The following is a 25311-nucleotide window of genomic DNA, read 5'->3' as shown; positions in this document are numbered from 1 at the left end:
TCATATCTCAAATAATTTGTAGCATTAATTATTAATATGCGTACTTATTACTAAGCTCCCCCTACTTTGATACCTTGCTAAATAGTAGCGGGCAATTGTGAAAAACTAGGGAAATTTTTGAGGCTTTTAACAACTACCTGTTTAGCCAACCATTGGTGTTGAGGACGGCTCTTCCTTACTAACGTAATCGTATTGATGCTCGTAGTAACTCTTATCGTCGGTGACAGCCGCATTAACAACCATGCCCAATACAACCATGCCCGATTGTTCTAAAGTTGCTCTTACCCTACTAGCATTATTAGAATTAAGTAAATCTGGTCTAGCCACCAGTAATATGCCATTTGCTAAATTGCCCAGAACCATAGCGTCAGCTACAGCTAGTAGGGGTGGAGTGTCAATAATTACAAAATCGTAGTCCTCAGACCAGTTTTTCATCAAAGCAGTCATCCGGTTTGAATCTAGCAGTGACAGAGGATTACTGGGAATAGTACCTGACAAAAGCAAATCCAGATTGGGCATAACCGATTTCTGGGTAGCTACCTCCTCGGAAATTTTCCCTGCTATCAGATCGCTTAGACCTTGAGTGTTAGCTATATTCCAAATCAACTGCTGTGACGGACGACGCATGTCAGCGTCTATCAGGAGAGCTCGTCTTCCTAACTGGGCAGTAGTCGCTGCCAGATTAGCTGCCACGGTTGATTTACCTTCCGCAGCAATCGAACTCGTAACTACAATGACTTTGACTCCTTTAGCAGATGAATCGGATTTGCGGAATCGCAGGTTAGTTTGTAGCGTCCGATAAGCTTCGCTAATCGGTGAACGGGGATTGGAGCGTACAAAAACAGCCTGTCTAGCTGCCCATTTCTTCCCAAAATTCGGCAATACACCCAGCAGGTTATAACCAAACAAACGCCGGACTTCATCTGTCGTTCTCAGTACCTTATCTCGGCTTTGCAGTCCGAGTGCTGTGGCGATCGCCAACGCTAAACCCAATACCCCACCTAAGAGCAAATTATTTACCACTTTTGGGGAAACCGGTTGAGTTGGTACGTCAGCTTCTGAAAGTATACGGGCGCGGCTTACGGTTCGATTTTCCGCTAACTGGAGTTCTTGCAACCTTTTTAGCAAGCTTTCGTAGGTAGTGCGATCGATTAAAATTTTCCGCTCCAGAAATTGCTGCTGTTGTTCCAACTGGGGAACCACTTTTAGGGAACTCGTGTAGCCATTCAAGGCTTCGTTGAGCGCAACCAGTTGCTCCTGCAGGCTAACCCGAGTGCTTTCTGCTTTAACCAGGTCTGTAATCAGATTCAGCTCAAACCCACTTACTTGCAAGTCGCTAAGCGGGATCGATTTCCCCTCCCCCCCAAGTTCATCAACTCGTTGTTGTAATAAAGCCTGCAAGCTACTTTTTTGGCGTTGTAGTCGCTTAATACTTGGATGCTCTTCCTGATACTGCGTGCGCTGAAGAGCTAGTTGCGCTTCTACCTTCTGCAATTCTGCAAGCGTTTGCTTCACAGCTTCCGAGCCACTGAGACGACTTAAGATAACTGCCTGGTCGGATGTAACGCCCAATCGGCTTTTTAAAGCCCTAGAAGATGCATCCAGACTATTTAGCTGAACTTTAACATCTAAAATCTTTTGCCTTAGCCCTGCTGCTGTGGTGATATTGTTTGAGGACTCTTGAGCTAGCGCCGCGATCGCATTTTTCTCCTTAAAGTTACGCAGTTCGAGTTCTGACTTCATCAGCGATTCCCCCACCTTCTGGATCTGAGACTGCACGAACTCTTTAGCTTTAACGATTTCTTCCTTACTGACCTTTAAAGCATTGTTCGTGTAGCTATTCATCAACTGGTTGACAAAGGTAGATACCTCTTTAGCATTACGACCTTTATATGCAATAGTCAGAATATCCGTACCCTTACTAATATCTACTTTCAGGTTACCCAAAACCTCATCTCGCTTTAACGAGATCCCTGCCTTTTTAATAGCATCATCTACTACACTGGCAGAACGCACAGCTAGAACTTCGTTTTCTAGACTGATGGGGTTTGAAGCAGGAGCATCAGCATTATTTGATTGGCTGGAGTCAGTATTATTTACACTAGATAGTTGCGCTACTCTGTCTATTTTGAAAATGAGACTACCAGTTGCTTCGTAGATTGGCTTTTGCTTTGACGTGTAATATGCCGTACCGCCAAACACGCAGAGAAATACTATGGAGGCAGGTAACCACTGGCGACGTAGAGCATTTAGTAAACCGCTAACACTGATTAAGGGCTTGCTATCTTCTTGTTGAGATTCGTTGAGTTGAGTAATATTCATAGATTTGCCCCTGGGAAATGCGAATCGATCGATTTAATAAATCTTTGGCTAAATTTTGACTACTAAATTTTGGCGGGGGTGGACGATCCAGCCTAAACCATACTCAAATGTTAACAGTTTCTTGGGAAAATTATGTACAGGCGAAATTGCTCTATATTTAATGACAATGGGGAATAATGAAGCTGCGCGGGAACTGAATAACTGCGCCCATACGATAACATGTTACAAAAGTTAAATACACTGACAAGGAAAAAACTGAGAGCTGGCGGATTAAAGGCAGAATTAGTGGGGGTTATGCTGTTATCCGTCAGTGTAACGGCGGCTATAGTCTACATCCCGTGGCTACTCACGTCTCAGCGCAATATTAGTAACATTATTGCTCAGGTAAACGAGCATATTACCCAGGACACCACCCAAGAGGTGGAGAGCATTTTCGATCGCGTGCAATCCACGCAACAAGCGATCGGTCTATCAATTACACGCGATCTGATCGATATAAATAATCCGCAGCAGCGAGATACTTTTTTCCTCAGCGTCTTGCAAACGCATCCAAACTTCACATTTGTCCAGTTTGCTTACCCCAATGGCGATTATGTGGGTGCCCAGAGGGTCAAGACAGCAGGCGGGAAAAATAATATCCTGAAATTACATTTCCGGAAGTGGAACCCCCAGACGCGCATAACTGATAAGACTACCACCATATATAGGATTGAAGATCGAGAGTTAACCCCTATCGGGAAAGAGAAAATTCAGGAACCTGGTTGGTATGCCCCCCAACGACCTTGGTACCAAGATGCAGTTAAAGCTGCGGGCAAAACGGCATGGACTGTTTACGTTTATCGCTCTACCAACACTCCGGGGATCGATGCCAATGTTACTCTACACAAGTCCAGCTCTAGCCTGTACAAAAATAATGACGATCGCATAGACGATCTCATAGGCGTAGTTGGTGTAGGATTCGAACTCAACCATATTTCTCTATACTTACAAGCACAACAACAAAAAGGAAGGGAGGGGGCTGTTTTCATTATTAACTCCAAGGGCGAGTTAATCGCCTCTATGGATCCAGGTGAAGATAGTACCGTGCAGGTAGTGGGAAAAGATACGCCTCAGTTAAAGCCATTTGCACAAACTAAAAACCATTATCTCCAACTGGCAAATCGGGCGATCGACCCAACACGGGCATGGGCTAACTTAAGCGAGAAGAAGCAGTTTGTCTATCAGGAGCCTGTTTCGGGGGAAAAGTACTATGTCTCTTTAGCTCCACTTGGCAAGCACGACTGGATAGTTGGTACTGTCATTCCTGAATCGAATTATTTAAGTGAAATTAGACAAAACAATACTAATTTAGTGTTTGTGGTGGCAGGTTGTGTTTTATTAGCTGCCAGTGTTGCTATTTTAATGGCCGATCGCCGCATTGCCCAACCAATTATGAAGATTACCAATGCAGCCGTGCGGGTTGCCAGTGGCGATCTAACAGTCAGGCTACCCAAGCTAGCCGACAATGAAATAGGAGTTCTAGCTGATGCCTTTAATGAAATGACAGGTCAACTAAGGGTATTTAAAGACCAGCTAGAAGAAAATAATCGTACTTTAGAGCAAAAAGTCGAGCAGCGCACGATCGAGCTAAAGGCAATTCTGGATAATATGGTGGATGGGTTGGTCACGATCGATCCGCACGATCGCATCGCCCAGTGCAATCCCGCTTTCCTCAATATGTTCGATCGCTCTAGAGACCAGGTTGAAGGCAAGCACTATCAAGAGGTTTTGGGTGATGGATTATTCGATCTAATTGCTGCCAGCAGAGGCAACTACGATCGCGCCATGACAATCGATATGAATCTGCCTCAAGATCGGATGGGTAAGCTTGCAGTCTCTTCGATTCGGATTCCCAGTCACGATAATGACAGTGAGGTCTATCTAGGTTCGGTAGTGCTCGTTCGCGATATCACGGTTGAGAAACAAGTCGATCGCATGAAGACAGAATTTGTCTCATCAGTCTCCCACGAACTGAGAACGCCCCTCACATCTGTGTTGGGCTTTGCCAAGCTGATCCAAAAGAAACTGGAGGAGACGGTTTTCCCGCTGGTTCAAACTGAAGATAAGAAAGCGCTAAAGGCCGTACGTCAAGTCGGTGAGAATATTGAAATTATTGTGGCTGAGGGCACCAGGCTGACAAAACTAATCAACGACGTACTCGATATTGCCAAAATGGAAGCTGGTAAAACCGATTGGCATATGGAACCGTTGACTGTCGAAGAGATCGTCGATCGCGCCATGTCTGCCACGTCGGCTTTGTTTGAGAATAAGGGCTTGCAGGCAATTAGGGATATTGAGGATGGCATTCCTCCGACAATTGGCGATCGCGATCGCCTGATTCAGGTGGTGATCAATTTGATCTCTAACGCCGTGAAATTTCAAGACAGCGGAGCAGTAACTTGTCGAGTCAAGCACGCAGGCGACACGTTAACTATTAGCGTCGTCGACCAGGGGATTGGGATTGCCCCAGAAGACTTACCAAAGGTATTCGAGAAGTTCAAACAGGTAGGCGACACGCTCACCAATAAGCCCCAGGGTACGGGCTTGGGCTTGCCCATCTCCAAAGAAATTGTGGAGCATCACGGCGGCAAAATCTGGGTTGAGAGCGAATTGGGCAAAGGCACGACATTTACTTTTACATTACCAATTAAGGATACTACAAATACAGCCGATGCTTCTGCTTCCCCGTCCGAACCATCTTCTCAGCCAGAATTAATAGGTTCTTCGGTAAATGCTCCTGTATCTGGCTCTGTGGAGATTGCTGCGCTAAATAAAGTCAATTCTGCGCAAAGATCGATTCTCATTGTTGATGATGACATTCATATTCGACAGCTACTGCGACAGGTATGCGAACCCAAAGGATATCTAGTCAGAGAGGCAAGGGATGGTGCGGATGCGATCGCCCAAATTAAATCGCTCCAGCCCGATCTAATACTCTTAGATATTATGATGCCTAAAATGAGTGGTTTAGATGTGGCACTGGTGATCGAAAACGATCCGAGCACCGCTAATATTCCCGTTGTCATTTTATCGGGAATTGAAGAGAGGGAGAGAGCTGCCAGTCTTGGTGTTAAGGAGTATTTGACCAAACCAATTGATGTCGATCTGCTGAACCGCACCATAGATCGACTGTTAATGAGACAAACAACAGAGTCGCAAGCAGCGGTTGCCGTGCACGATCCTGTAACCAGCACCCAGGCCAAAGCCATCAATGTTGATGCCTTAATCAGACAGCTCCAACTACCGCTTAGTAGTAATTTAGAAGCACCCGCATCTGTAAAAACGATTTTAGTCGTAGATGATGATGCCAGTACGCGGAAATTACTACGCCAGGAGCTAGAAGCTAAGGGGTATGGCATTAGAGAAGCCAGGGATGCCACCGATGCGATCGCCCAGATCCGGTCAGTCAAACCCGACTTAATTACTCTGGACGTAATTATGCCTGACATGAATGGCTATGCTGTGGCAGCCCTCTTGAAACAAGATCCCCTGACAGCCGATATCCCCATTGTTATGGTGTCAGTCCTGGACGATCGCGGTGTCGGATTGCGCCTTGGCGCGGATCGCTATATCACCAAACCCATTGACATGCACAAGCTGATCCAGGATGTCGATACTTTACTGGTTGAAAGTGCATCCGGACGCAACGTTTTAATTGCCGACGAGCATGAAGGCAGCGCGATCGCTCTGAGCGAAGTATTTCAGGCCAAGGGATATAAGGTTACCAGTACCTCTAGTGCTGAAGAGTTAGTCCAACAAGCGATCGCCACCAAGCCAGATCTAATCCTTGCCACGGCTAAGTTTGCCGAGCAACAAAAGTCGATCAAGATGCACAAGGGGATGGAGCACGTTCTATCGCTCCTGATTGCCGATCCAAGCGATCGAACTTAACATTTTGCCGAGTAGTCGCAATGGGTTCACAATCCACGATAATCTTAGATGCAGTCTTTGTATTTAAGAAAAGGATATTTAGATTCGTGCTTAATTTGTTTAATTGGAAGCCACTCAAACGCATTGCCATTGCTTTATCACTGGTTCTGTGCATTTTTATCTCAGGGGTATACGCACCCAGCGCGATCGCCCAGACCAGCCAGCCAGATTCCTACCTGGCAAAGGTAGAAGCACTGAGCAGTAGCCTCGATAGGTTAGAAGCCTATATCGCTAAAGATAGCTGGTCGGATATTACAGGATTAATTCACGGGCCTTTAGGCGAAATTAGATCTGATGTCAGTCGTCTGATTCGTGCCCTTCCCCGTAAAGCCCAATCTAGTGCTAAGGCTCTCGCTAAGAAACTGTTCGACGATCTAGTTGCGCTCGACTTTGCTGTTTCGAATCGTAATGAATCAAGCACCAGATCTATCTACGCGCAAATTCGGAAGGACTACCAGGGCATTTTAGATCTGTTTGCTAACAGCTAAGTTGATTTCCACAAAAAATATCTATCAATAGTCAATAAATGTAGGGGCAGGCACGGCACTGCCCCTACAAGCAACGCCTGCCGAAGCCTATAGGCAACTGGCAGGCGTTATCCTTAAAAAGCTAAAGGCTAACTGCCGAAAGCCGATCGCTAACTGCTAAAAATCATATCCTGGGCTAGCTTAGTCGCGACGGTTTTGCCCATCAGTATCTCTACCAGTTTCAAGGCAAATGCCATAGCCGCGCCAGGGCCGCGACCAGTAACGATTTGACCGTCAACTACGACAGGAACTGTCAAATACTCGCCCACCTTGAGTTGCTCCCGTACCGAAGGGAAGGAAGTGGCTTTCTTGCCTTCCAGCAAGCCTGCTTCCGACAGTACGAGCGGTGCGGCACAGACTGCTGCTGTTAACTTGCCAGCCTGAGCATGTTGCTTTAGCATCTCTGCTATGCGCGGATCTTCTTTGAGCTTGTAGGTTCCAGGGCCACCGGGTAAGACAATGAGATCGAAGGTAGTGGGATCGATGCGATCGAGCACGCGATCGGCGATTATGGTCATTTGGTGGGAACCCTCCACGATCGCAGATTCCAGACCAGCGGTAATCACCTCAACGCCTCCCCGGCGCAGGACATCGACGATCGTGACGGCCTCGATCTCCTCAAATCCTTCCACCAACGGTACTAGAGCGCTAGGCATTAGTAGGCATCCTGTAGTTCGTAGAAATCTGGCGTAATATAGTCCTTACGCATCGGCCAGCCGATCCAGTCTTCAGGCATGAGAATCCGTTTCAGATTTGGGTGTCCTTCATAGACAATGCCGTACATGTCAAAGGTTTCGCGTTCCTGCCAATCGGCTGTCTTCCAAATCCAATAAACAGAGGGCACGCGCGGATCGGTGCGCGGTAAAAATACTTTGATCCGCACTTCCTCAGCGCGTTCCGCGCTATCAGTCAGTTTGGCTAAATGATAGACGCTGACTAAATCTTCACCTGGACCGGCATCGTAGCCGCATTGACACATCAGGTAATTAAACCCATAGGCATACAGCGCTGTAGAAAAAGGCAGTAAAAATTCCCGATCGACCTTAAGTATCGGGACTCCCTGACGATCCAAACCTAAAAATTCATGCTCTAAGCCATTGGCAGCTAACCACTCAGACACCTGGCTTTTAGTGGCGATCGCTGTTGTTTCTTGATTATCTTGTGCCAACGATCTCTACCTCCTGTTTGGCAACTTCGAGGGCGGGTAAAGGAATACCAGATTCCACTAAAACTTTGGGAGGCGCAATGCGGGTTGGCAACTCCAGATATTGACCTGTCAAGATTTCCGGTACTGGTTTCATTTCATGTTTAACCGTGTGGTAACGATGGGTGCGCTGGATATTGGCGCGTTCTGTGAACCCTTCCGTTCCAATCTTTTTGCGTAATTTAATGATGGCATCCATAATTGCCTCGGGGCGGGGAGGGCAACCAGGAATGTAGACATCAACGGGAATTAGCTTATCCACACCACGTACGGTTGTGTAGGACTCGGTACTGAACATGCCGCCGGTAATCGTGCAGGCACCCATGGCGATCACGTACTTGGGCTCGGACATTTGCTCGTACAAGCGCACCAAAGCTGGTGCCATTTTCATGGTTACCGTACCTGCTGTAATAATTAAATCTGCTTGGCGGGGGCTAGAACGCGGTAACAGACCGAAGCGGTCAAAATCAAATCGAGCGCCCAGCATGGCAGCAAATTCGATGAAGCAGCAGCTAGTGCCGTATAGCATCGGCCATAAGCTCGACATTCTCGCCCAGTTGTAGATATCGTTGAGCGTCGTCAAAATCACGTTGTTGGATAAATCCTGCGTCACTTGCGGTTGCTGAGCCGGATTGATTAAACGCTGTTTTTGCTCTTCGATACTGAAATCCAAGGCGACATTCTCAGGTTTCATGACCACTCTAAAGCTCCTTTTCTCCAGGCGTATACAAGACCCAATACTAAAATGGCAATAAAAATAATTGCTTCAATAAAGGCTAAAAGCCCCAACTGACTAAATGCGACTGCCCAGGGATACAGGAAGACAGTTTCCACGTCAAAGATCACAAATGCCAGTGCAAACATGTAGTAACGAATATTAAATTGAATCCAGGCTCCACCAATGGGTTCGCAGCCAGATTCATAGGTAGTACGACTAGCAGCACCAGCCACCTGTGGACTGAGTAGTTTAGCAACTATCAGACCGGTTGCTGGCAATAGAGCGCAGACTATGAGGAATACCAAAAGGTACTCGTAACCGTTTAAAACCAATAGACTTGCCTCCCGATCGCTTACCTCTATTTACACTAATTATAGATTGCTCAGCCCTTCGCAAACTACGGACATGAAAATTTGTTGCGAATTTAAAACTTTTCTATAGCTCCAATAGTATACTTGGCAATCGAAAGCGAAAAGACAGGCTTAACTTTAAATATTCTCTAAATATTTTTATAACTACTATCAAATAACCTAATAGGAGGCAAAATTGAGTCAAGGTTTAGCAACCATGCTGCGCGAGGGTACTCAAAAATCCCATACTATGGCAGAGAGTACCAGTTTTATTAAAGGTTTTTTAAAAGGCGTTGTTGATAAGGCTTCTTATCGTAAGCTAGCTGGTAATTTCTATTTTATTTATGCAGCACTAGAAGCTGAAATAACTCGCCATCAGGATCACCCGGTTTTAAGCAAGCTGTTTTATCGCGAATTGTGGAGAGAGCGCAGCTTAGAGAAAGACTTAGCTTATTACTGCGGTAATGATTGGCGATCGCAGGTACAACCCTCGCCCGCTTGCAAGGAGTATCTCCAGCGCATTAAGGAAGTATCTGATACCGATCCCGAGCTTTTAGTTGCCCATGCCTACACTCGTTATATGGGGGATCTCTCTGGCGGACAGATTCTCAAAAATATTGCGAAAAAAGCTATGAAGCTAGAAGGAAGCAACGGCACAGCCTTCTATGACTTTGACGGGATTAAAAACCACGGTGCCTTCAAGAAAGGCTATCGCGAAGCTTTAGACACTCTACCTGTGGACAAACAAACAGCCGATCGCATTGTTGATGAAGCCAATCATGCTTTTCACCTCAACATGCAAATGTTTGACGAACTCAAGGGTAATTGGTTAGTGGCGCTCTGGCGTTTAACCTGGAATTCTCTGATGAGTCGCTTGCAGCCCAGTGTCAGCACCCCTGCGACGCAATCATCGACCGCTTCATAGGGAATTTTTCCACAACTAAAAATACCGCAGGGGGAGGGAACCCTCCCCCTGCGATCGTCCCTGTTAGCTTAACGCAGACAGGGAAATTATTTCCCACTGCTAGCTATGCACTGACAGTCTTTAGTCTTAGCTAAAGTATCGGGTTGATATTTAGATTACTTCCTAAGCCATCCCCACAGGCTAAGCCATCCCCACAGGCTAAAAAAATACAAAAATTGTAGAGACATTCAAACCTACTTTCGCAGAACCGTACATCTCTCTTGCTTAAGAGGGAGATGGCAAATCGAAAGATTACAATTAACAAGAACTCGCATTCATTTTTGGTAACTCAGAGCTATAAGAAAAAGCTCCTAAAACCCAGCGTATCCATCATCAAAACTAAATACAGACATAACTTTATTTCCTCCTCTGTGCACACGGCACAATGGTACTAGTGAATTTGGTTTGGTTTGGTAAAAAATAATACATAATTAACATAACCTACCTTATAAATTCATTATAGAACTTACCCAAAGGAATGAAGTTTCTTTCAGGTATCTCTAAAGCATGTTGGGGTAAGCCTTAAGCCTAAACTGCTTCAATATACTAGATCAACTTTAAGTTAGGCAATGCTTCTGAGGTTTGAGTCTCTCTGGATAGGTTTATACATTTTGGATAAAACATAAAAAAGCTATGAGTATTTTAGCTCTCTTTAAGCTTTCTATCCCACCGCTCATACAATGCTGAAAGGCTTTTGAATACTCTTTTCGATCTTAAACGTGCATTCTTTTGCTTTTCTTCGATCCAAGGCTTAAATGCGTAAGAACCCATTTAGGAAGTCGCAGTTGCCAGATTTCTTAGCATTTTGCGGATTAAAGCCAAGTAAATAAACGATTCAGACATTTGCTCATAAAATTCATAATCCTTGCTTAGTCTACGACAATTACCTAACCAAGCAAAGGTTCGCTCTACCACCCAACGCTTTGACTCCACTACAAAACCTTTCTGATTGTCTGCCCGTTTGCTAACTTCCCAAAGCCATCCGAAGTTGTCGTTGACCCATTGTGTGATTTCATCACCAGAGAATCCAGCATCAACCAGAATTTTCTCTAATCGTGGTAATGGAGATGTGAGATTCTGTAACAACTGCTTAGCTCCTGCTCTTTCACCGATGTTAGCTGCACACACCAACACCTTTACAACTAAGCCCAAGGTGTCAACCATAGCGAAGCGTTTTCTGCCCTTGATTTGCTTACCGCCATCAAAACCTCGACTGCCCGCACTTTCTGTTGTCTTCACACTCTGGCTATCGATACTCACCAAGCTTGGGGTCGCCTCTTTACTAACCTTTTCCCTAAATTGTTGGCTCAATTTGCGATTAATCTCCTCCAGTAGCCCAGTTCTTTCCCACCTTTGCCAGTAGAAATAGACCGTTGAGTAAGGCGGAAAGTCATGGGGTAGATTCTGCCATGTACAACCATTTTTGAGTATATAGAAAATGGCATTCAGTAACTCTCGCATATTTGTTTTGGGTGGCCTACCCCATTTTGATGGTTTGGGTAGCATGGGTGCGATAATTTCCCATTCTTGGTTGGATAAATCGGTATTATAGGATCGGCGCATCTCTTCAGGTTTATACTAGACTTCATCAGTATTTATACCTGCTTTTGGTGCGCCTTTTACTTCCTAAATGGCTTCTAATAGTACTTTACTAAAATAGTAAGATAAAATTCTTGCAACAAAGTCTCCTCTATGACACCTTGCTCGACAAAAACAGCAAGCTGCTCAAAAAAATTAAAAACAGTTGATATAGCTAATTCATTTGCTTCTGCTGCTTCTGCTTGAGCGGGAACAGATGGGTCACCTATCAACTCCGTAATTTTTTTACCACGAGCCTCTTCATCTGTAATTGATACTACTTGCGCTGCTATACGTGTTGTCAATTGCTTAGAATTAGCAAGGCTTGAGTCAAGCCAGCGTATAGAGCATTCCACGGTTCTATCAACTTTCCTAGAATGAATGTTTTGATGTAATGCACGTCCCGCATAAAATGCAGCATATATAGCTGATGCGGTTGCAATAATACCAGATACATAAGCAACATCTTGCTTTTGCTCTTTGGGCACAACCAGGAAAAGGTATGTAAAAAGAATTACAAATAAAGTTGCAAGTACACCTATTGTTATGGGTAAATCTGCTTTTAATCTCAGTCTTCCTATAAGATTTGGTTGCATAGTATTCACTGACTGTCATTTGTCAATGATTGAAACCACAGTCAGAATTATATCTGAATGAAGTGACAATCATCCCCAAAACTTTGTCAAGTCAGGAATTCCAAATTCAAGCCACATCCTTACATTTTTGCCAATTTTGGGATTAGCCCATGCCAGGGATTAACCCCTTGGTTAGTTTGGCGATCGCGTTGCCCGCCACATCGCGGTAGCGCATCTCGCCGCAGAGGATTTTCCCCATGCGCCTTGTTGCCGATGGACGCTTAACCCCTATTTTGTAGGCAAAACCGGGAATGCGGTAAAAGATACCGGAAATGCGTTGCGCCCAAGCCATATCCTCGCCCCATTCCTCTTGTACTTTTAGGGTATAGTTTGGCAGAGCATCGGCATTACCGCCAATCGCTTCGTCTACAGCTTCAGCTGCTAGCACGCCGGTGAGCATTGAAGGCCGGATACCCTCGGCGGTAAAGGGATCTACGATACAAGCGCACTCGCCTGCCAGCACTGCGTTTTGCGCATGCAGATTTTGGTGGCCGTCCCAAAGACAAAGGGGATGGCCGTATTGCTTGATGCTGCTCAGATCGATGCCAAATCCGTTGGCGTAATTAGCCGCAATTTCCTTGAGGTTCTGTTTTTCATCGCTCCCGCGAAACGTACCAATGCCGATTGAGTAGCCCTCAGCTTTGGGGAAATTCCAGATATAGCCGTTAACGACCGAGCCAAAATCAAAATGCGCGGCCTGGATGTCATGATCGTTAACCGGAGCTTCTACTTCTAAAGCAGCCCCCATCCGTCGCTTGCGATCTTTAAATCCCAGCCACTTTGCCATCGAACCCTTGGCACCATCCGCCGCAATTAGATATCGGGCTGAAAGTACTTCTCGATCGGTTTTGACTTGCCAGCGATCGCTCTGCCATTCAATCCCCGTCACGACTGTAGAGTCGCGGATCTCCGCCCCCTGTTTTTGCGCTTGCTGGATCAAGTAATGGTCGAAGACATCGCGGCGCACCATCCATACGGGTGCGGCGGTGTCGAGTTCCGCCAGTTGCGGGTCGCCCATCTGCCAGGTATAGCGAATTTGTTTAACCGTTAATGAAATTGCGGGCGCGAAGTCAAAATCAAACCACTGCTGCACCATAGGCGACACACCACCCCCACAGGGTTTGTAGCGCGGCAAACTTTCGCGCTCCAGTACTAACACGGAGCGACCGCGTTTAGCTAAATGATAGGCGGCAGAACCCCCAGCCGGTCCAGCACCCACAACAATACAGTCGTACATAATTCCAGTCATTCATTCCAGATAGTTAACAAATATCGCGCCAATCTTGTGCCAAAAGCGACGATCCTAGGGGCGATCGTCAGACACAATTTGACGTGCAAATTCTGGCATTATTCTGGCTTAGTCTCGTAGTTAGGAGCGTATGCCTGCAGCAAGGTATTGAGTTGCGTCAGAACCGTGTCTTCAGTTTTCTGCTTGATCACCTTGCGTTCCTTGTGGAATTGCGGCCTATCCTGATTGCGCTCGATCGCTTCTTTAACTTGCTGCGCGATCAGGACGTGCAAATCGGCGATCGCCCTTTCTCGCTGGTAAATAGCCCCTTCCTCTGTCGTTGCATACAATGGGGGAAGGCGGTTGAGGGCATAGGCAGCAATGTCACCTAGATCCAGCACCTGGTTGCTGTTAGCCTCAATTTCAGCCACCCGAGCTACCGCTTCACCAAGCACCAGTTCCTCCATCACGTTGATGAATTGCTTGCGCGGGACTGCTACGACTTCGCCCGTGAGTAGAGCCCCCATCAGTCGATCTAGAGCCATATATTCCTCTACAGATAGTTCAAAAGCGCTATCGCAAATACGTCCTACTTCCGCTTCCATTGTGGGAGTAAGGTACCCATCGTGTAGAGCTTGCTCCACAATTTTTTCTATGCTTGACTTTTCCACAGACTTATCTCTTTAAACTATGGCACTTCGATCGGAATTACAGTATGTTCTGGCAACGAAGCCTGAAATATACTGTTTTGACTAAGTAAAATAACTAGCCTTGCGGCGCTACCTGGTGGAATCGCAAGATCTCCCCAAGGCAGACTCACTTCTAAACATTGATTAAAGCCCATTTTGGCATGAGTGGAGATATTTTGCCACTGACTATTTTCTGTTGCCTCCAGTAAATGTACCGAGCGCTCCCCTAAGGATAGCGTTAAGTGGTGGTGGAATAGATAATTAAGCGGTGGCACATCGGGTAAATTCCTCATGGGAATAGGGCTATTGTAATGCGTTCGCTCGGGATAAAACCAGAGGAGATGCAAATTAGTATTTAATTCTGGCTGTATCGCTCCAAAATCTAAGCGCAGATAAAAATTAAAATGATTTAACCCGTACCATAAGCGCTGTACTAAACCACTTCTATGCATTGTACCCCGCGCCGCATTAATTTCGATCCTTCCTGCTCCTTGCCAGTCCTGCTCTGTTCCCATGCCATCAACTACAGGATGGATAAAATGGGTTGGATGTTGGTCGCCCGATACTTGATGGGGTTCTAGCGGATAGAGCAGGTTATTGGGAACAGATTCATTTAAGGCTCGATAGAGAGCTTGTAAGTGTTCTCGAAATAATCGATCGAATACATGATCCAGGGTAGAACTGTGGCCCTCGCCAAACCACCAGAACCAGTCAGAGCCTTCCGCTGCAAATAGATTTTCCCATGCCTCGGGATTGTTGTCTTGGGTCGCCTCGGGATGATTGGCTAAAACTTGACGCGCTTCTGCTAGTAATTCCCATGCCCGATTCTTGATCGGGTCGCCAATCCAGGTTGTAAAGTTGGAGTCGATCCAGGAACCACTGTGTAACTGATGTGGTGGAATTTTATCAACGGGTGGAAATCGATCGATAAATTCAGATACGGATACCAGGCGCAGGAAATCCAACTGAGATAGCTGTTTGTATAGTGTTTCCAGAAAATCTTTGCCATCGTTGCGGTAATACTCCCAGCAATTTTCACCATCAAGCGCAATTGTGACCAGCCAGGGGCGATCGCTGTTTTGTTGGTGATGTTGATAATTTAAGTAGGCGTGATAGGTAGACCGCAGATGCTCGCATAAATCTTCGCTGGCAGCTTCAGGAGTCATGTCGCTGTAGCTAAAACCAATTAAGTCGGAGAGGCGGCGATCGCGGAAGACTATGGCCAGATCGCCATGCACGGTTTCCAGGCGATAGGGCTGATAAAGTAACTGCGGCTCCGTAATCTGACCGTGCTCGTCGCGGCGGAAGTAATGCCCCAGGCTCCAGCCCAGTACGCCCTCATCCGAACACAACCACTCAAACCCCTGTCTGGCAATGTGGGGCAAAATCGCCGGACTGACGGACTGCTCCGACGGCCATAACCCGCGCGGTTGCCTGCCAAAATACTGGTGATAAATCTGCTTGGCTTTGTCCAGATGCAAAGGGATATCCCCCTCCCAACGGAACCTCAGGCCGGGTAGCATCATTTGCGGTACGGCAACGCGCCCCGCCTTGGTATCTGCCAGCAATGGCATAATCGGGTGCGTGTAAGGCGTAGTAGTTAGCTCTAACTGCCCGGCATCCTGCATTTTGCGGTGCTGGGGCAAAATGCGCGCCAGAATTTCCCGTTGCTTGGAATAAATAAGCTGGCGATCGGCAAGCGTATAACCCTGTCCCCGTTCGAACCATTCGCCGATTTTGGCATCTGACTCCCGAAATATGGGGTCAAACCAGGTTAAATTATGCCAAGCTAGCAAGTCGCTATAGTCCTGCACTTGCCAGTTATCGAGGCACCAGTCTAACCCTTTATTTTTTTTGAGATCTAAAAGCTGGGCATAGCGAGGGTATGGTTCCACCATCGTATGGTGATTGGCATCAAAGAAGCGTTCGATCGCAAACCTTTTTTGTTCTAAGTCAAACGATTCGACCGCTCTCAGCGTTAGTTCCAGGTAGGGATCGAACGCCGTACCGTCAATGTAGTCTTGTAACTGTGTAATTAAAGACGGTACTAAATTGACAGTTTGATGTAATTGTGGAAACCTTTCTAAAAGCAACACCAGATCCAGGTAATCTTTTACCCCGTGCAGTCTCACCCAGGGTAAGTGATACTTCCCAGCTACTGGGCTTTTATAAAGAGGTTGATGCTGATGCCAGATAAACGCAACATGTAAGGGAAAGGGCATATTTATGGCTGGCTATGTTTTTAAAGATTGTGGCACATCTCGCCGAGTACTAATGTTATCAGTGAGTACAAGTTGCATACTCCTGATTGCTTGCACGCCTCAAAACACAGAGGTTGCTAGCAATCCTGTTCCTAAACCAGAAACCAGAGACAGTACTGAAATTGTTCGTGCGGATACATCTAAGCTTACTACCACAACGCCCGCAAAAGCTAATCAAAATTCTGAGCTAGCCCAATTTCTCCCCGTAACGGCAACGGCGCAAATTGCCGATCGCGCGATCGCGCTCGAAGTCACGCGCACGCCTGCCGAACAAGCTAAAGGTTTGATGTACCGTCAAGCTTTACCCGACGATCGCGGTATGTTATTTAATTTCTTCCCCGCCCGTCCAGTGGCATTCTGGATGAAAAACGTGCCAGTGGCCTTGGATATGGTATTTATTCACCAGGATAAAGTAGTTGCGATCGCGGCATCCGCCCCTCCCTGCGATCGCGAACCATGCCCCATTTATCCAGCCGAAGGCATAATTGCCGATCGCGTAATTGAATTACGTGCCGGTCTAACTCAAGAAATAGGCTTAAAAGTAGGCGATCGCATAGTCGTGACCAGTAAATGACATCACCTCATCAACCTATCTGGGCATTACCTGTTAAGGCGGTTTACGAATCGCTCGGCAGCACGGCGGATGGCCTCTCAGGAGAGGAAGCTCAAAGGAGATTTGCCCAATTCGGCGCTAACGAGTTACCGGAACCCGTGCATCGCCCCCTGTGGCTGCGGTTTGCCGACCAACTCACCCATTTCATGGCGTTGCTGCTATGGGTCGCAGGCATTTTAGCGTTTATTTCGCGCACGCCCGAACTCGGTTGGGCGATCTGGGCGGTGATCTGGATTAACGCCATCTTTAGCTTTTGGCAAGAGTTTCAAGCAGAACAGGCGCTTGCCGCATTGAAAAAAGTACTGCCGATGCAGGTGAAAGTGTATCGAGATGGCGAACTCAGGCAAATCCCGGCGCGGGAGTTGGTGCGCGGCGATGTCATGCAGATCGAAGAAGGCGATCGCATTTCTGCCGATGCCCGACTGGTGTCTGCCGATAGCTTGTATTTAGATGTATCGGTGATGACGGGCGAGTCTTTGCCCGTAGCGCGTAACGCTTATCCAGTGCGCCTGCGCGAGGCAGTGCCGATTCGCGGCGGTAAAACCTTGCTACGCCCAGGCGAGCAACCCTTGCAAGAAAAGGTGAACCCCTCGGAAATTGCCAACCTCGTTTTAGCAGGCTCAACCGTAGCAGCGGGACGCGCCATTGCCGTAGTCTATGCCACAGGTGCCCAGACCGAGTTCGGCCAAGTAGCTCATTTGACCACTGTGGTGAAGCGCGAACCCAGCACCCTGGAAGTTCAGGTTGCGCGCATTGTCAGGATTATTACCGCGATCGCCGTCAGCATGGGAATTATTGTCTTTTTGCTGGCGTACTTCCTGGTGGGCATAGAGGTAAAAGAAAGCTTCATTTTTGCGATCGGGATCATCGTGGCGCTGGTACCAGAAGGATTATTGCCGACCGTAACCTTATCCCTGGCGATCGGCGTGCGACGGATGGCGCGGCGAAATGCCCTGGTGCGGCGGCTGTCATCGGTGGAAACCCTGAGCGCTACCACCGTAATTTGCACAGACAAGACAGGCACTTTGACGAAAAATGAAATGACGGTACGCTATCTCTGGCTGCCTCAAGAACACCCATCCGAACCTGCTAGCTCCAACACGCCGATCGAGGTCACGGGGGCGGGCTACGATCCCACCACTGGTCAGGTCAATTTGCCATCGGATGCCACTGTTGCCTGGAAAGCAAATCTTTTGCTCGTCGGGTCTGCTCTTTGTTCTAACGCCCGCCTGGTTCACCTCACAGCTCCTAGCCGCTGGCAAGAAATTGGCGATCCGACAGAAGCGGCATTGCTAGTGGCAGCCGCCAAAGCGGGGCTGAATTTAGAACGCCTGCAACAGCAATTGCCGCGCTTGCGCGAAGTTCCGTTTGATTCCCGCCGCCGCATGATGACCGTGGTGTTGAACTGGCAAGCGGCGGAGTTATGGCCGGATGAGTCACCCTATTTAGCCTTCACCAAAGGTGCTCCCTTGGAAGTCCTGAAGCACTGCCATAGCATCCTGCGCGATGGTGGAGTGCAGGAATTAACCCACGACGATTGGGATGCTGCCGTGCAGGCGAATGACGATCTGGCAAAGCAGGGATTTCGCGTTTTGGGGTTGGCAGCGCGCCGTGGCAACCAGGAGTTGCTCGATCTCAAGGCGCAGGATCTGGAGCAAAACCTGATTTTTATCGGTCTGGTGGCGATGTTCGATCCGCCCCGTCCAGAGGTGGAGGAGGCGATCGATAAATGCCATCAAGCTGGCATCAAAGTCACGATGGTAACCGGCGATTATGGACTGACCGCCGAAGCGATCGCCCGAAATATCGGTCTGGTGAGCGAACGAGTGCGCGTGGTGACGGGTGAAGGCATGGGGCATCTCTCCGATGCCCAACTCCGGCAAATTGTGAAATATCGCTTTGGCTTGGTATTTGCGCGCATGTCACCCGAGCACAAACTGCGACTGGTACAGGCTTATAAAGACATCGGCGAAGTAGTGGCAGTTACAGGCGATGGGGTCAACGATGCGCCTGCTCTGCGTGCCGCGCATATTGGGGTTGCGATGGGATTAAATGGGACAGATGTGGCACGGGAAGCCGCCGATATCGTACTCACAGACGATAATTTTGCCACCATCGTCACGGCGATCGAGCAAGGGCGGGCGGTGTATCAGAATATTCGCAAGTTTATGACCTACATTTTGGCATCCAACGTTGCCGAATTAGTGCCATTTCTGGCAATGGTTGCCCTCAAAATCCCCCCAGCGCTGATCGTTATGCAAATTTTGATCGTCGATTTGGGAACCGATATTTTGCCCGCCTTAGCACTAGGAGCCGAGCGCGCTGAAGTCGGTACGATGCAGTTGCCGCCCCGTGCCAAATCCAAACCGCTCCTCGATCGCTCTTTGCTCTTGCGCGCTTACTGTTTCCTGGGGGCAATTGAGGCAACATTGGGTATGATTGGCTTCTTCATAGTTTGGCAAAGCTACGGTTACGATTTAGCATCGTTGCAAGCGATCGCTCCAACCATTCTCTCGCGCACTGCCGATCCAGCTATAACCCTCATTTACGCCCAAGCTACGACTATGACTTTGGCAATTATCGTTGCCTGTCAAGATGGCAACGTTTTTGCTTGTCGCTCTGAACGAACTTCCATCTTGCGATTGGGATTCTTTTCTAATCCTCTCATCTGGCTGGGGATTTTGACGGAATGGACGTTAATTTTAGCGATTATCGAGATTGCTCCTCTGCGTCGTATTTTCTCTACAGCACCACTAACAGCTTGGCAATGGTTATTGTTGCTAGTCTGTCCGCCGATTTTACTAGGTGCGGAAGAACTGCGCAAAGTCTGGCTGCGGAAACGGCAGCGCAAGCAGCCCTCCCAGACAGTCTAATAGGGCTTACGTCAATTTCTCCTTTCGTTCTGAGCCGTTAAACGACTTCAATTCCCAGTGAGGGCAGCTACTTTGAGGCGATCGCTAGAAGTTCAAGGAACTAACAGGAAAATCATAGAGTGAGTTATCTAGTATGGAAAGATTAGAGGTTGTAGAAATCAAGGCATTTGTACCTGCTCAAAATTTCGAGATATCCAAAGCCTTTTACCGTGATTTAGGATTTATCATGGCTTCTGATGAAGATGGGATAGCCTATTTCTACTGCGGCAACCACAGTTTTCTACTGCAAGACTTTTACGAAAGAGAACATGCGAATAACTTTATGATGCACTTGCTAGTGAAAGATGTTGAAAGTTGGTATCAACATATCCTGAGTGTTGGGATCGCGGACAAATATCAGGTTAAGGTTACAGAACCTGAAGACAGACCATGGAAAATGAGAGACTTTATTTTATACGATCCGAGTGGAGTTCTTTGGCGAATTGCACAGAACATCTAATTTGCTAAACTGCCTTAGCAGGTTTGAAAGTATGATTTGCAGATCGTTACAGAATAATGGATCGCTCAGTGGAAAGATAGGAAAGCATGCCATCGTATAACAATCCCATTGCACGCTGACCGTATCAAGTTGGCTGGTGGAGTCCAAAAGGTTACAAGCGGCAAATGAGCCGCTTATAGTTGTAATAGCAGTATCACTAAACGGCTCATCTTTTGTCATGGCAGACGTTCCCAACACTAGACAAGCGTCTCTGGCTCCAATTTTGCCACGCCTTCCGTTACTCTCCAGTGTTGAAGCAGGTTGGCAGGGGATAACCCTAGAGCATTTTCGCTATCCACCTTTTGAAACTCCAGAGTACTCCTATGCAAACCATAAAATTGCCATTCATACTCATATTTCTCCAAATCTGCACGTGAAGCGGCGATTGGATGGACGAGTGCAGTGCGAGCAAGTTTTAACAGAACAGGCGATCGTAATTCCTGCTCGCGTTACACATCAAGTGCAGTGGGATCGAACATCGGAGTTTTCGATCTTGACGCTCGATCCTGATGTTTTAAGCCAGCTTGCCTATGAGGCGATCGCACCAGATCGAGTAGATTTGCTGCCCTGTCTACCTCAGGTCGATCCGTTGATTCAGCAGATTGGGTTAACCCTTAAGTCCGAGTTGGAGATGAATGGGGGACAGGATCGCTTGTACGTTGAAGCGCTGGTGAATTGTCTGGGGATACACTTGCTCAGAAAGTACTCGGCAGTTCCACCAACCTTTTCCCAAGCGGGACAGTTACCTCAATCAGTCTTGAAGCAGGTGACTGCTTATATCCAGGAACATTTGGAGCAAGACCTTAAGTTAGCAGACCTGTCTGCACTGGTCGGGATGAGTACGTGTTATTTTGCCTCAAGCTTTAAAAAAGCCACAGGCATTTCTCCCCACCAGTTCATTGTTCGATGTCGCTTGCAGCGATCGCAGCACCTACTCAAAAAATCAGATGCTGCGATCTCAGATATTGCGATTCAGTGCGGATTTTCCAGCCAGAGCCATCTGACGCGCTTGTTTCGCAAACATCTGGGTACTACCCCTAAAACCTATCGCAATGAGGTGAAATAATCCGGCATCATTCGATCGAAAAATTGTGCAATTTTTTCAAAAGATTGGGAAAGACCTATCGATATTTTACTGATACGCTAACATTAGCTCGACGCAATTGCACTTTGTCGAAAGGAACGCATATGTCTGCCTCAGACGAATTACCAACTATCTTTGCAGAAACCCCTGTCGCTCTTGCTCCATTTTACCCCATTGCGGAATTGCCAGTTAATACCTTTCTGGAAAGCATTGTGGTTCGTTCCGATGGCACTTTGTTTGTTAGCAGTCATTTGGACGGAAAAATCTTGCGGATTGGATCTGACGGAGTGCCTGTGGTTCATGCTGCGATCGCGGGGAAAGCCACTGGGTTGACGTTGACCCCGCTGGGCAACTTGTTACTGACAGCCTGGAACTCTGAAAACCTTTCTACTGTATTTACCATTACACCCCAAGGGGATGTAGCGGTATTAGTGACCTTGCCTGATGCCGTTTTCTTAAATGGCTTAACACCTTTAGCAGAAGGCTCCTACTTGATTGCAGATTCCTATCGAGGCACTATTTGGGAACTCAACGAACCAAAAAAGAGCGTCAGAATTTGGCTAGAACATCCAGCACTTGCCCGTAGCTCTGAGGACAAAGAGTTTCCGGCAGTGAATGGACTTAAAGTCTACGGCAACGTCCTCTATGCCTCGAATACAGAAAAGATGCAACTTGTTAAAATCCCAATTCAACCCGATGGGCAACCAGGTGAGCCAGAGATTTTTGTCCAGCCAATTAATCTAGATGATTTTGCTTTCGATCGGGAGGGCAATTTATATGGCACAACCCATATCTATAATAGTGTGGTCAAGATTGCTCCTGACGGGAGCGTAACGATCGTCGCCCAAGCCGAACAAGGCATGACTGGGAGTACGGCACTGGCATTTGGACGCACAAAAAACGATCTCACCAGCATTTACGTTGTCACCAATGGTGGTATGTCTTTTCCTCCACCTACAGGACTGGAACCTGCCAGAATCGTGCGATTGGACATTGGCATTGCTGGACAGCCATTACTGTAGCGGGCGTGACAGCTTTCATTACAGTTTCAGCAACGCCCTGTAGCGATTCTTGTTGAGGTAGCCAACCCAGTAAACCCTAGTCTTGCCATGAACATTCTCGAAAACTCAAGTTCAGATCCTCCCGCAACAGTTGATGTTTTGCAACGGGTAAAGCCGGGCTGTGAAGGCGCATTTGAAGCTGCATTGCGCGACCTGATTGAAGCTGCCAAAGCCTTTGAAGGTCACTTGGGGGTGAACGTATTTCGCCCTATCGATCCCAAACATCCCGAATATCGAGTTGTATTCAAGTTCGCTCGAATTAGCCATCTCAAACAATGGGAAATTTCTCCGATTCGCCAAAAATTGTTAAGGCGTGCCCATCAGTTCACAGAGGGTGCGGGTCAGATTGCGATTCTCACCGGCTTAGAAACTTGGTTCACCCTGCCTCAACAGCCTGGACTGCCAGCTCCTCCTCGCTACAAAATGATGGTAGTGTCTGGGATCGCTATTTACGTTCTGATCAATTCGATCGACATGCTGGTTTTGCCCCTAATTAACCCCCTCCCAATATTTTTGCGGAAGCTTGTGGTGACACTACTGATGGTTGCCATCATGACCTATATCGCAATGCCATACATGACAAAGCTATTTGCAGGCTGGCTTTATCCCAAAACTCGATCGTGATTTTCCCAAAAAGACGGTAGGGTGGGCATTGCCCACCCTACCAGGTTTTAGCTACTTGCAATCGCTTGCCGATCGCCGATCGCGTTTAGTTTCTTGAGGATGCGATCGCCGATCTGTCCGCTGGTCAGCCCCAGGTCGGCAAAGGATTCGTTGGGCGAAGCATGATCGACCAGAATGTCCGGTACGCCAATACGATCCACTGGTACGACAATTCCCTCATCCATTAAAGCTTCCATCACGGCGCTGCCAAAGCCACCCATCGTGCAGCCTTCTTCGAGCGTGAAGACTTTACCGATCCGGCGGGCTAGAGGTGCGATCGTCTCGATATCCAGAGGTTTCGCAAATCTGGCATTTACAACCGTCGCCTGTACGCCGTGCTCCATCAGGATTTCTGCCACCTGCATGGCAGGGTAAACCATCGAACCGTATGCCACCAGCAGAACATCATTACCCTGGCGCAGTACTTCCGCTTTACCAATTGGTAAAGCTTCCCAACCGCCCGACTGCATAGGAACGCCGTAGCCATTACCACGGGGATAGCGCATGGCGATCGGCCCATTATGTTGAATGCCAGTCACCATCATCTGCTGCATTTCCGCTTCGTCTTTAGGAGCCATCAGCACCATATTGGGGATGCAACGCAGATAGGCGATGTCGTACATACCCTGGTGGGTGGGGCCATCTGCACCGACGATCCCAGCCCGATCCATGCAGAAAAAGACATGTAGGTTTTGAATGCACACGTCATGGATAATCTGGTCGAAGGCACGCTGCAAGAAGGTGGAGTAGATCGCCGCTACGGGAAGCATACCTTCACAGGCTAAACCAGCCGCGAGCGTAATGGCATGTTGCTCGGCAATACCTACATCAATGTACTGGTCGGGTAATTTGGCTTGCAGTTTATCCAAACCCGTACCCGTTGCCATGGCAGCAGTGATGCCGATAATGCGCTTATCTTTTTCTGCCAGAGCAATCAGAGTATCGGCAAATACCTTAGAGTAGCTGGGTGGCTTGGGTTTGCTGGGGGCATCTGACTTACCCGTTGCCAGGTTAAAGGAATTTTGGGCATGATAAGCAACTTTGTCTTCTTCCGCATAGCTGTAGCCTTTGCCCTTGGTGGTAGCGACGTGTACCATTACTGGACCCTGAAGGCTATGCGCCATATTAAACGTTTCAATTAGATCGCGCAGGTTGTGCCCGTCAATCGGACCGATATAGGTGAAGCCCAGTTCCTCAAATACTGCACCCACCTTATTCTGCACCATGGTCAGAATTTTAATATTGTCCTTGATACGATCGATCTCAGGAGCGATCGAACCGCCTACAAAGGGCAAGTTGCGGATTTGATCTTCAATGTTGTTAGTGATGAATTTTAGGGGCGGGCTGAGGCGCATCCGGTTGAGGTAGCGGGGGATAGCACCGACATTGGGGGAAATCGACATTTCGTTGTCGTTGAGCACCACCAAAAGGTTGGTCTTGGGCAAGTGTCCGGCATGGTTAATTGCTTCTAGGGCCATACCACCAGTCAGGGCACCGTCACCGATCACGGCTACCGATTTGAAATTCTCGCCTTTAGCATCGCGGGCGATCGCCATACCCAGAGCTGCCGAGATGCTGGTAGAAGCATGCCCCGCCCCAAAATGATCGAACTTATTCTCGCAACGCTTGAGATACCCCGCCACACCATTCTTTTGTCGCAGAGTGTGAAAGTTCTTGTAGCGCCCCGTCAGCATCTTGTGGGGGTATGCCTGGTGACCCACATCCCATATCACTTTGTCGCGATCTAAGTCCAGAGTTTGGTACAAGCCAAGGGTTAGCTCTACTACGCCGAGTCCTGGCCCCAAATGACCGCCTGTCGCTGCGATCGTCTGCAAATGCTTTTCTCGGATTTCCGTTGCGATCGACTCTAGCTGTTGTATTGATAAACCGTGCAACTGGTTGGGATGGACAATTTCACTCAGGCGCATAAGGCTAATCTTAAAAAGAAAATAATAATGATCTAGTCTACAAACAAATTACACTGCTGAAGACAAATACTTGGGCAAACGTAGCGACAAATTTAATATTGTCGTA

General features: G+C 47.7%; 20 protein-coding genes. 9 read left to right on the top strand and 11 right to left on the bottom strand.

Annotated elements, in window-relative coordinates; translation table 11 throughout:
- Positions 1-141 precede the first annotated feature (141 nt).
- Positions 142-2322 carry a GumC family protein gene (locus PSE6802_RS30225; protein WP_019502650.1) on the bottom strand — a complete coding sequence of 727 codons (2181 nt, stop codon included), beginning with the start codon at positions 2320-2322 and terminating at the stop codon, positions 142-144.
- A gap of 219 nt (positions 2323-2541) precedes the next feature.
- Here PSE6802_RS30225 and PSE6802_RS31485 point away from each other — a divergent pair, with 219 nt between their 5' ends.
- Positions 2542-6252 carry a response regulator gene (locus PSE6802_RS31485; RefSeq protein ID WP_019502649.1) on the top strand — a complete coding sequence of 1237 codons (3711 nt, stop codon included), beginning with the start codon at positions 2542-2544 and terminating at the stop codon, positions 6250-6252.
- A gap of 86 nt (positions 6253-6338) precedes the next feature.
- The gene (gene psbQ, locus PSE6802_RS30215; protein WP_162139241.1) at positions 6339-6779 is read left to right on the top strand and encodes a photosystem II protein PsbQ; all 441 of its coding nucleotides are present in this window, start codon (positions 6339-6341) and stop codon (positions 6777-6779) included.
- A 149-nt stretch (positions 6780-6928) separates the two neighbouring features.
- Here psbQ and PSE6802_RS0124475 read toward each other — a convergent pair whose 3' ends face one another.
- Genes PSE6802_RS0124475 through ndhC form a run of 4 tightly spaced genes read right to left on the bottom strand, consistent with a single transcriptional unit; the run spans position 6929 to position 9102 of the window.
- The gene (locus PSE6802_RS0124475) at positions 6929-7474 is read right to left on the bottom strand and encodes a DJ-1 family glyoxalase III (protein WP_019502647.1); all 546 of its coding nucleotides are present in this window, start codon (positions 7472-7474) and stop codon (positions 6929-6931) included.
- Entirely contained in the window at positions 7474-7956 is a 483-nt protein-coding gene (locus tag PSE6802_RS0124470; RefSeq protein WP_263970416.1) for an NAD(P)H-quinone oxidoreductase subunit J, read from the bottom strand. Before PSE6802_RS0124470 ends, PSE6802_RS0124475 begins: the two co-directional genes overlap by 1 nt.
- 16 nt (positions 7957-7972) lie before the next feature.
- The gene (locus tag PSE6802_RS0124465) at positions 7973-8716 is read right to left on the bottom strand and encodes an NADH dehydrogenase subunit K (RefSeq protein WP_019502645.1); all 744 of its coding nucleotides are present in this window, start codon (positions 8714-8716) and stop codon (positions 7973-7975) included.
- Positions 8713-9102 carry an NADH-quinone oxidoreductase subunit A gene (gene ndhC, locus PSE6802_RS0124460; protein ID WP_193372444.1) on the bottom strand — a complete coding sequence of 130 codons (390 nt, stop codon included), beginning with the start codon at positions 9100-9102 and terminating at the stop codon, positions 8713-8715. Before ndhC ends, PSE6802_RS0124465 begins: the two co-directional genes overlap by 4 nt.
- 184 nt (positions 9103-9286) lie before the next feature.
- Between ndhC and PSE6802_RS0124455 the strand changes: the two genes are divergently transcribed.
- Positions 9287-10015, top strand: coding sequence for a biliverdin-producing heme oxygenase (locus PSE6802_RS0124455; protein ID WP_026103533.1), 729 nt, complete (start codon positions 9287-9289; stop codon positions 10013-10015).
- An 810-nt stretch (positions 10016-10825) separates the two neighbouring features.
- Here the strand turns inward: PSE6802_RS0124455 and PSE6802_RS0124450 are convergent.
- From PSE6802_RS0124450 to PSE6802_RS0124430, 5 genes are all read right to left on the bottom strand, one after another.
- Positions 10826-11617 carry an IS5 family transposase gene (locus PSE6802_RS0124450; RefSeq protein ID WP_019498649.1) on the bottom strand — a complete coding sequence of 264 codons (792 nt, stop codon included), beginning with the start codon at positions 11615-11617 and terminating at the stop codon, positions 10826-10828.
- Positions 11618-11691: 74 nt separating this feature from the next.
- Entirely contained in the window at positions 11692-12228 is a 537-nt protein-coding gene (locus tag PSE6802_RS0124445; RefSeq protein WP_019502642.1) for a DUF4760 domain-containing protein, read from the bottom strand.
- A 142-nt stretch (positions 12229-12370) separates the two neighbouring features.
- Positions 12371-13504, bottom strand: a complete 1134-nt coding sequence (locus PSE6802_RS0124440; protein WP_019502641.1) for a geranylgeranyl reductase family protein — start codon at positions 13502-13504, stop codon at positions 12371-12373.
- Between the two features lie 110 nt (positions 13505-13614).
- The gene (locus PSE6802_RS0124435; RefSeq protein ID WP_026103532.1) at positions 13615-14166 is read right to left on the bottom strand and encodes a late competence development ComFB family protein; all 552 of its coding nucleotides are present in this window, start codon (positions 14164-14166) and stop codon (positions 13615-13617) included.
- Positions 14167-14183: 17 nt separating this feature from the next.
- Positions 14184-16406: a glycoside hydrolase family 57 protein gene (locus tag PSE6802_RS0124430; RefSeq protein ID WP_019502639.1), complete on the bottom strand. Its 2223-nt coding sequence runs from the start codon at positions 16404-16406 to the stop codon at positions 14184-14186.
- Between the two features lie 52 nt (positions 16407-16458).
- On the opposite strand from PSE6802_RS0124430, the gene PSE6802_RS0124425 reads away from it, so the two are divergent.
- From PSE6802_RS0124425 to PSE6802_RS0124400, 6 genes are all read left to right on the top strand, one after another.
- Complete coding sequence (locus PSE6802_RS0124425) at positions 16459-17019, top strand: DUF192 domain-containing protein (RefSeq protein WP_036947003.1); 561 nt, start codon at positions 16459-16461, stop codon at positions 17017-17019.
- Positions 17016-19931: a cation-translocating P-type ATPase gene (locus tag PSE6802_RS0124420; RefSeq protein WP_019502637.1), complete on the top strand. Its 2916-nt coding sequence runs from the start codon at positions 17016-17018 to the stop codon at positions 19929-19931. The genes PSE6802_RS0124425 and PSE6802_RS0124420 overlap by 4 nt, the downstream gene beginning before the upstream one ends.
- 133 nt (positions 19932-20064) lie before the next feature.
- Entirely contained in the window at positions 20065-20430 is a 366-nt protein-coding gene (locus tag PSE6802_RS0124415) for a VOC family protein (protein WP_019502636.1), read from the top strand.
- 217 nt (positions 20431-20647) lie between these two features.
- A complete protein-coding gene (locus tag PSE6802_RS0124410; RefSeq protein ID WP_019502635.1) occupies positions 20648-21535 on the top strand; it encodes an AraC family transcriptional regulator in 888 nt (295 codons plus the stop codon).
- A gap of 122 nt (positions 21536-21657) precedes the next feature.
- Positions 21658-22575 (top strand): SMP-30/gluconolactonase/LRE family protein, encoded by a 918-nt coding sequence (locus PSE6802_RS0124405; RefSeq protein WP_019502634.1) that lies wholly within the window; start codon positions 21658-21660, stop codon positions 22573-22575.
- 87 nt (positions 22576-22662) lie between these two features.
- Positions 22663-23238 carry an antibiotic biosynthesis monooxygenase gene (locus PSE6802_RS0124400; RefSeq protein ID WP_019502633.1) on the top strand — a complete coding sequence of 192 codons (576 nt, stop codon included), beginning with the start codon at positions 22663-22665 and terminating at the stop codon, positions 23236-23238.
- A 47-nt stretch (positions 23239-23285) separates the two neighbouring features.
- On the opposite strand, the gene dxs is transcribed toward PSE6802_RS0124400, so the two are convergent.
- The gene (gene dxs, locus PSE6802_RS0124395; protein WP_019502632.1) at positions 23286-25205 is read right to left on the bottom strand and encodes a 1-deoxy-D-xylulose-5-phosphate synthase; all 1920 of its coding nucleotides are present in this window, start codon (positions 25203-25205) and stop codon (positions 23286-23288) included.
- Positions 25206-25311: the final 106 nt, after the last annotated feature.

The sequence above is a fragment of the Pseudanabaena sp. PCC 6802 genome (assembly GCF_000332175.1).
Classification (GTDB): Bacteria; Cyanobacteriota; Cyanobacteriia; order Pseudanabaenales; family Pseudanabaenaceae; genus PCC-6802.
Note: the sequence above shows the minus strand (reverse complement) of the source record. Positions and strands in the feature narration are given on the sequence as shown.

Coding starts and splice junctions, on each gene's coding strand:
- PSE6802_RS30225 (WP_019502650.1), bottom strand. CDS start 2,322: ATGAATATTACTCAACTCAACGAATCTCAACAAGAAGATAGCAAGCCC.
- PSE6802_RS31485 (WP_019502649.1), top strand. CDS start 2,542: ATGTTACAAAAGTTAAATACACTGACAAGGAAAAAACTGAGAGCTGGC.
- PSE6802_RS0124475 (WP_019502647.1), bottom strand. CDS start 7,474: ATGCCTAGCGCTCTAGTACCGTTGGTGGAAGGATTTGAGGAGATCGAG.
- PSE6802_RS0124465 (WP_019502645.1), bottom strand. CDS start 8,716: ATGAAACCTGAGAATGTCGCCTTGGATTTCAGTATCGAAGAGCAAAAA.
- PSE6802_RS0124450 (WP_019498649.1), bottom strand. CDS start 11,617: ATGCGCCGATCCTATAATACCGATTTATCCAACCAAGAATGGGAAATT.
- PSE6802_RS0124445 (WP_019502642.1), bottom strand. CDS start 12,228: ATGCAACCAAATCTTATAGGAAGACTGAGATTAAAAGCAGATTTACCC.
- PSE6802_RS0124440 (WP_019502641.1), bottom strand. CDS start 13,504: ATGTACGACTGTATTGTTGTGGGTGCTGGACCGGCTGGGGGTTCTGCC.
- PSE6802_RS0124430 (WP_019502639.1), bottom strand. CDS start 16,406: ATGCCCTTTCCCTTACATGTTGCGTTTATCTGGCATCAGCATCAACCT.
- PSE6802_RS0124425 (WP_036947003.1), top strand. CDS start 16,459: ATGTTATCAGTGAGTACAAGTTGCATACTCCTGATTGCTTGCACGCCT.
- PSE6802_RS0124420 (WP_019502637.1), top strand. CDS start 17,016: ATGACATCACCTCATCAACCTATCTGGGCATTACCTGTTAAGGCGGTT.
- PSE6802_RS0124415 (WP_019502636.1), top strand. CDS start 20,065: ATGGAAAGATTAGAGGTTGTAGAAATCAAGGCATTTGTACCTGCTCAA.
- PSE6802_RS0124410 (WP_019502635.1), top strand. CDS start 20,648: ATGGCAGACGTTCCCAACACTAGACAAGCGTCTCTGGCTCCAATTTTG.
- PSE6802_RS0124405 (WP_019502634.1), top strand. CDS start 21,658: ATGTCTGCCTCAGACGAATTACCAACTATCTTTGCAGAAACCCCTGTC.
- PSE6802_RS0124400 (WP_019502633.1), top strand. CDS start 22,663: ATGAACATTCTCGAAAACTCAAGTTCAGATCCTCCCGCAACAGTTGAT.
- dxs (WP_019502632.1), bottom strand. CDS start 25,205: ATGCGCCTGAGTGAAATTGTCCATCCCAACCAGTTGCACGGTTTATCA.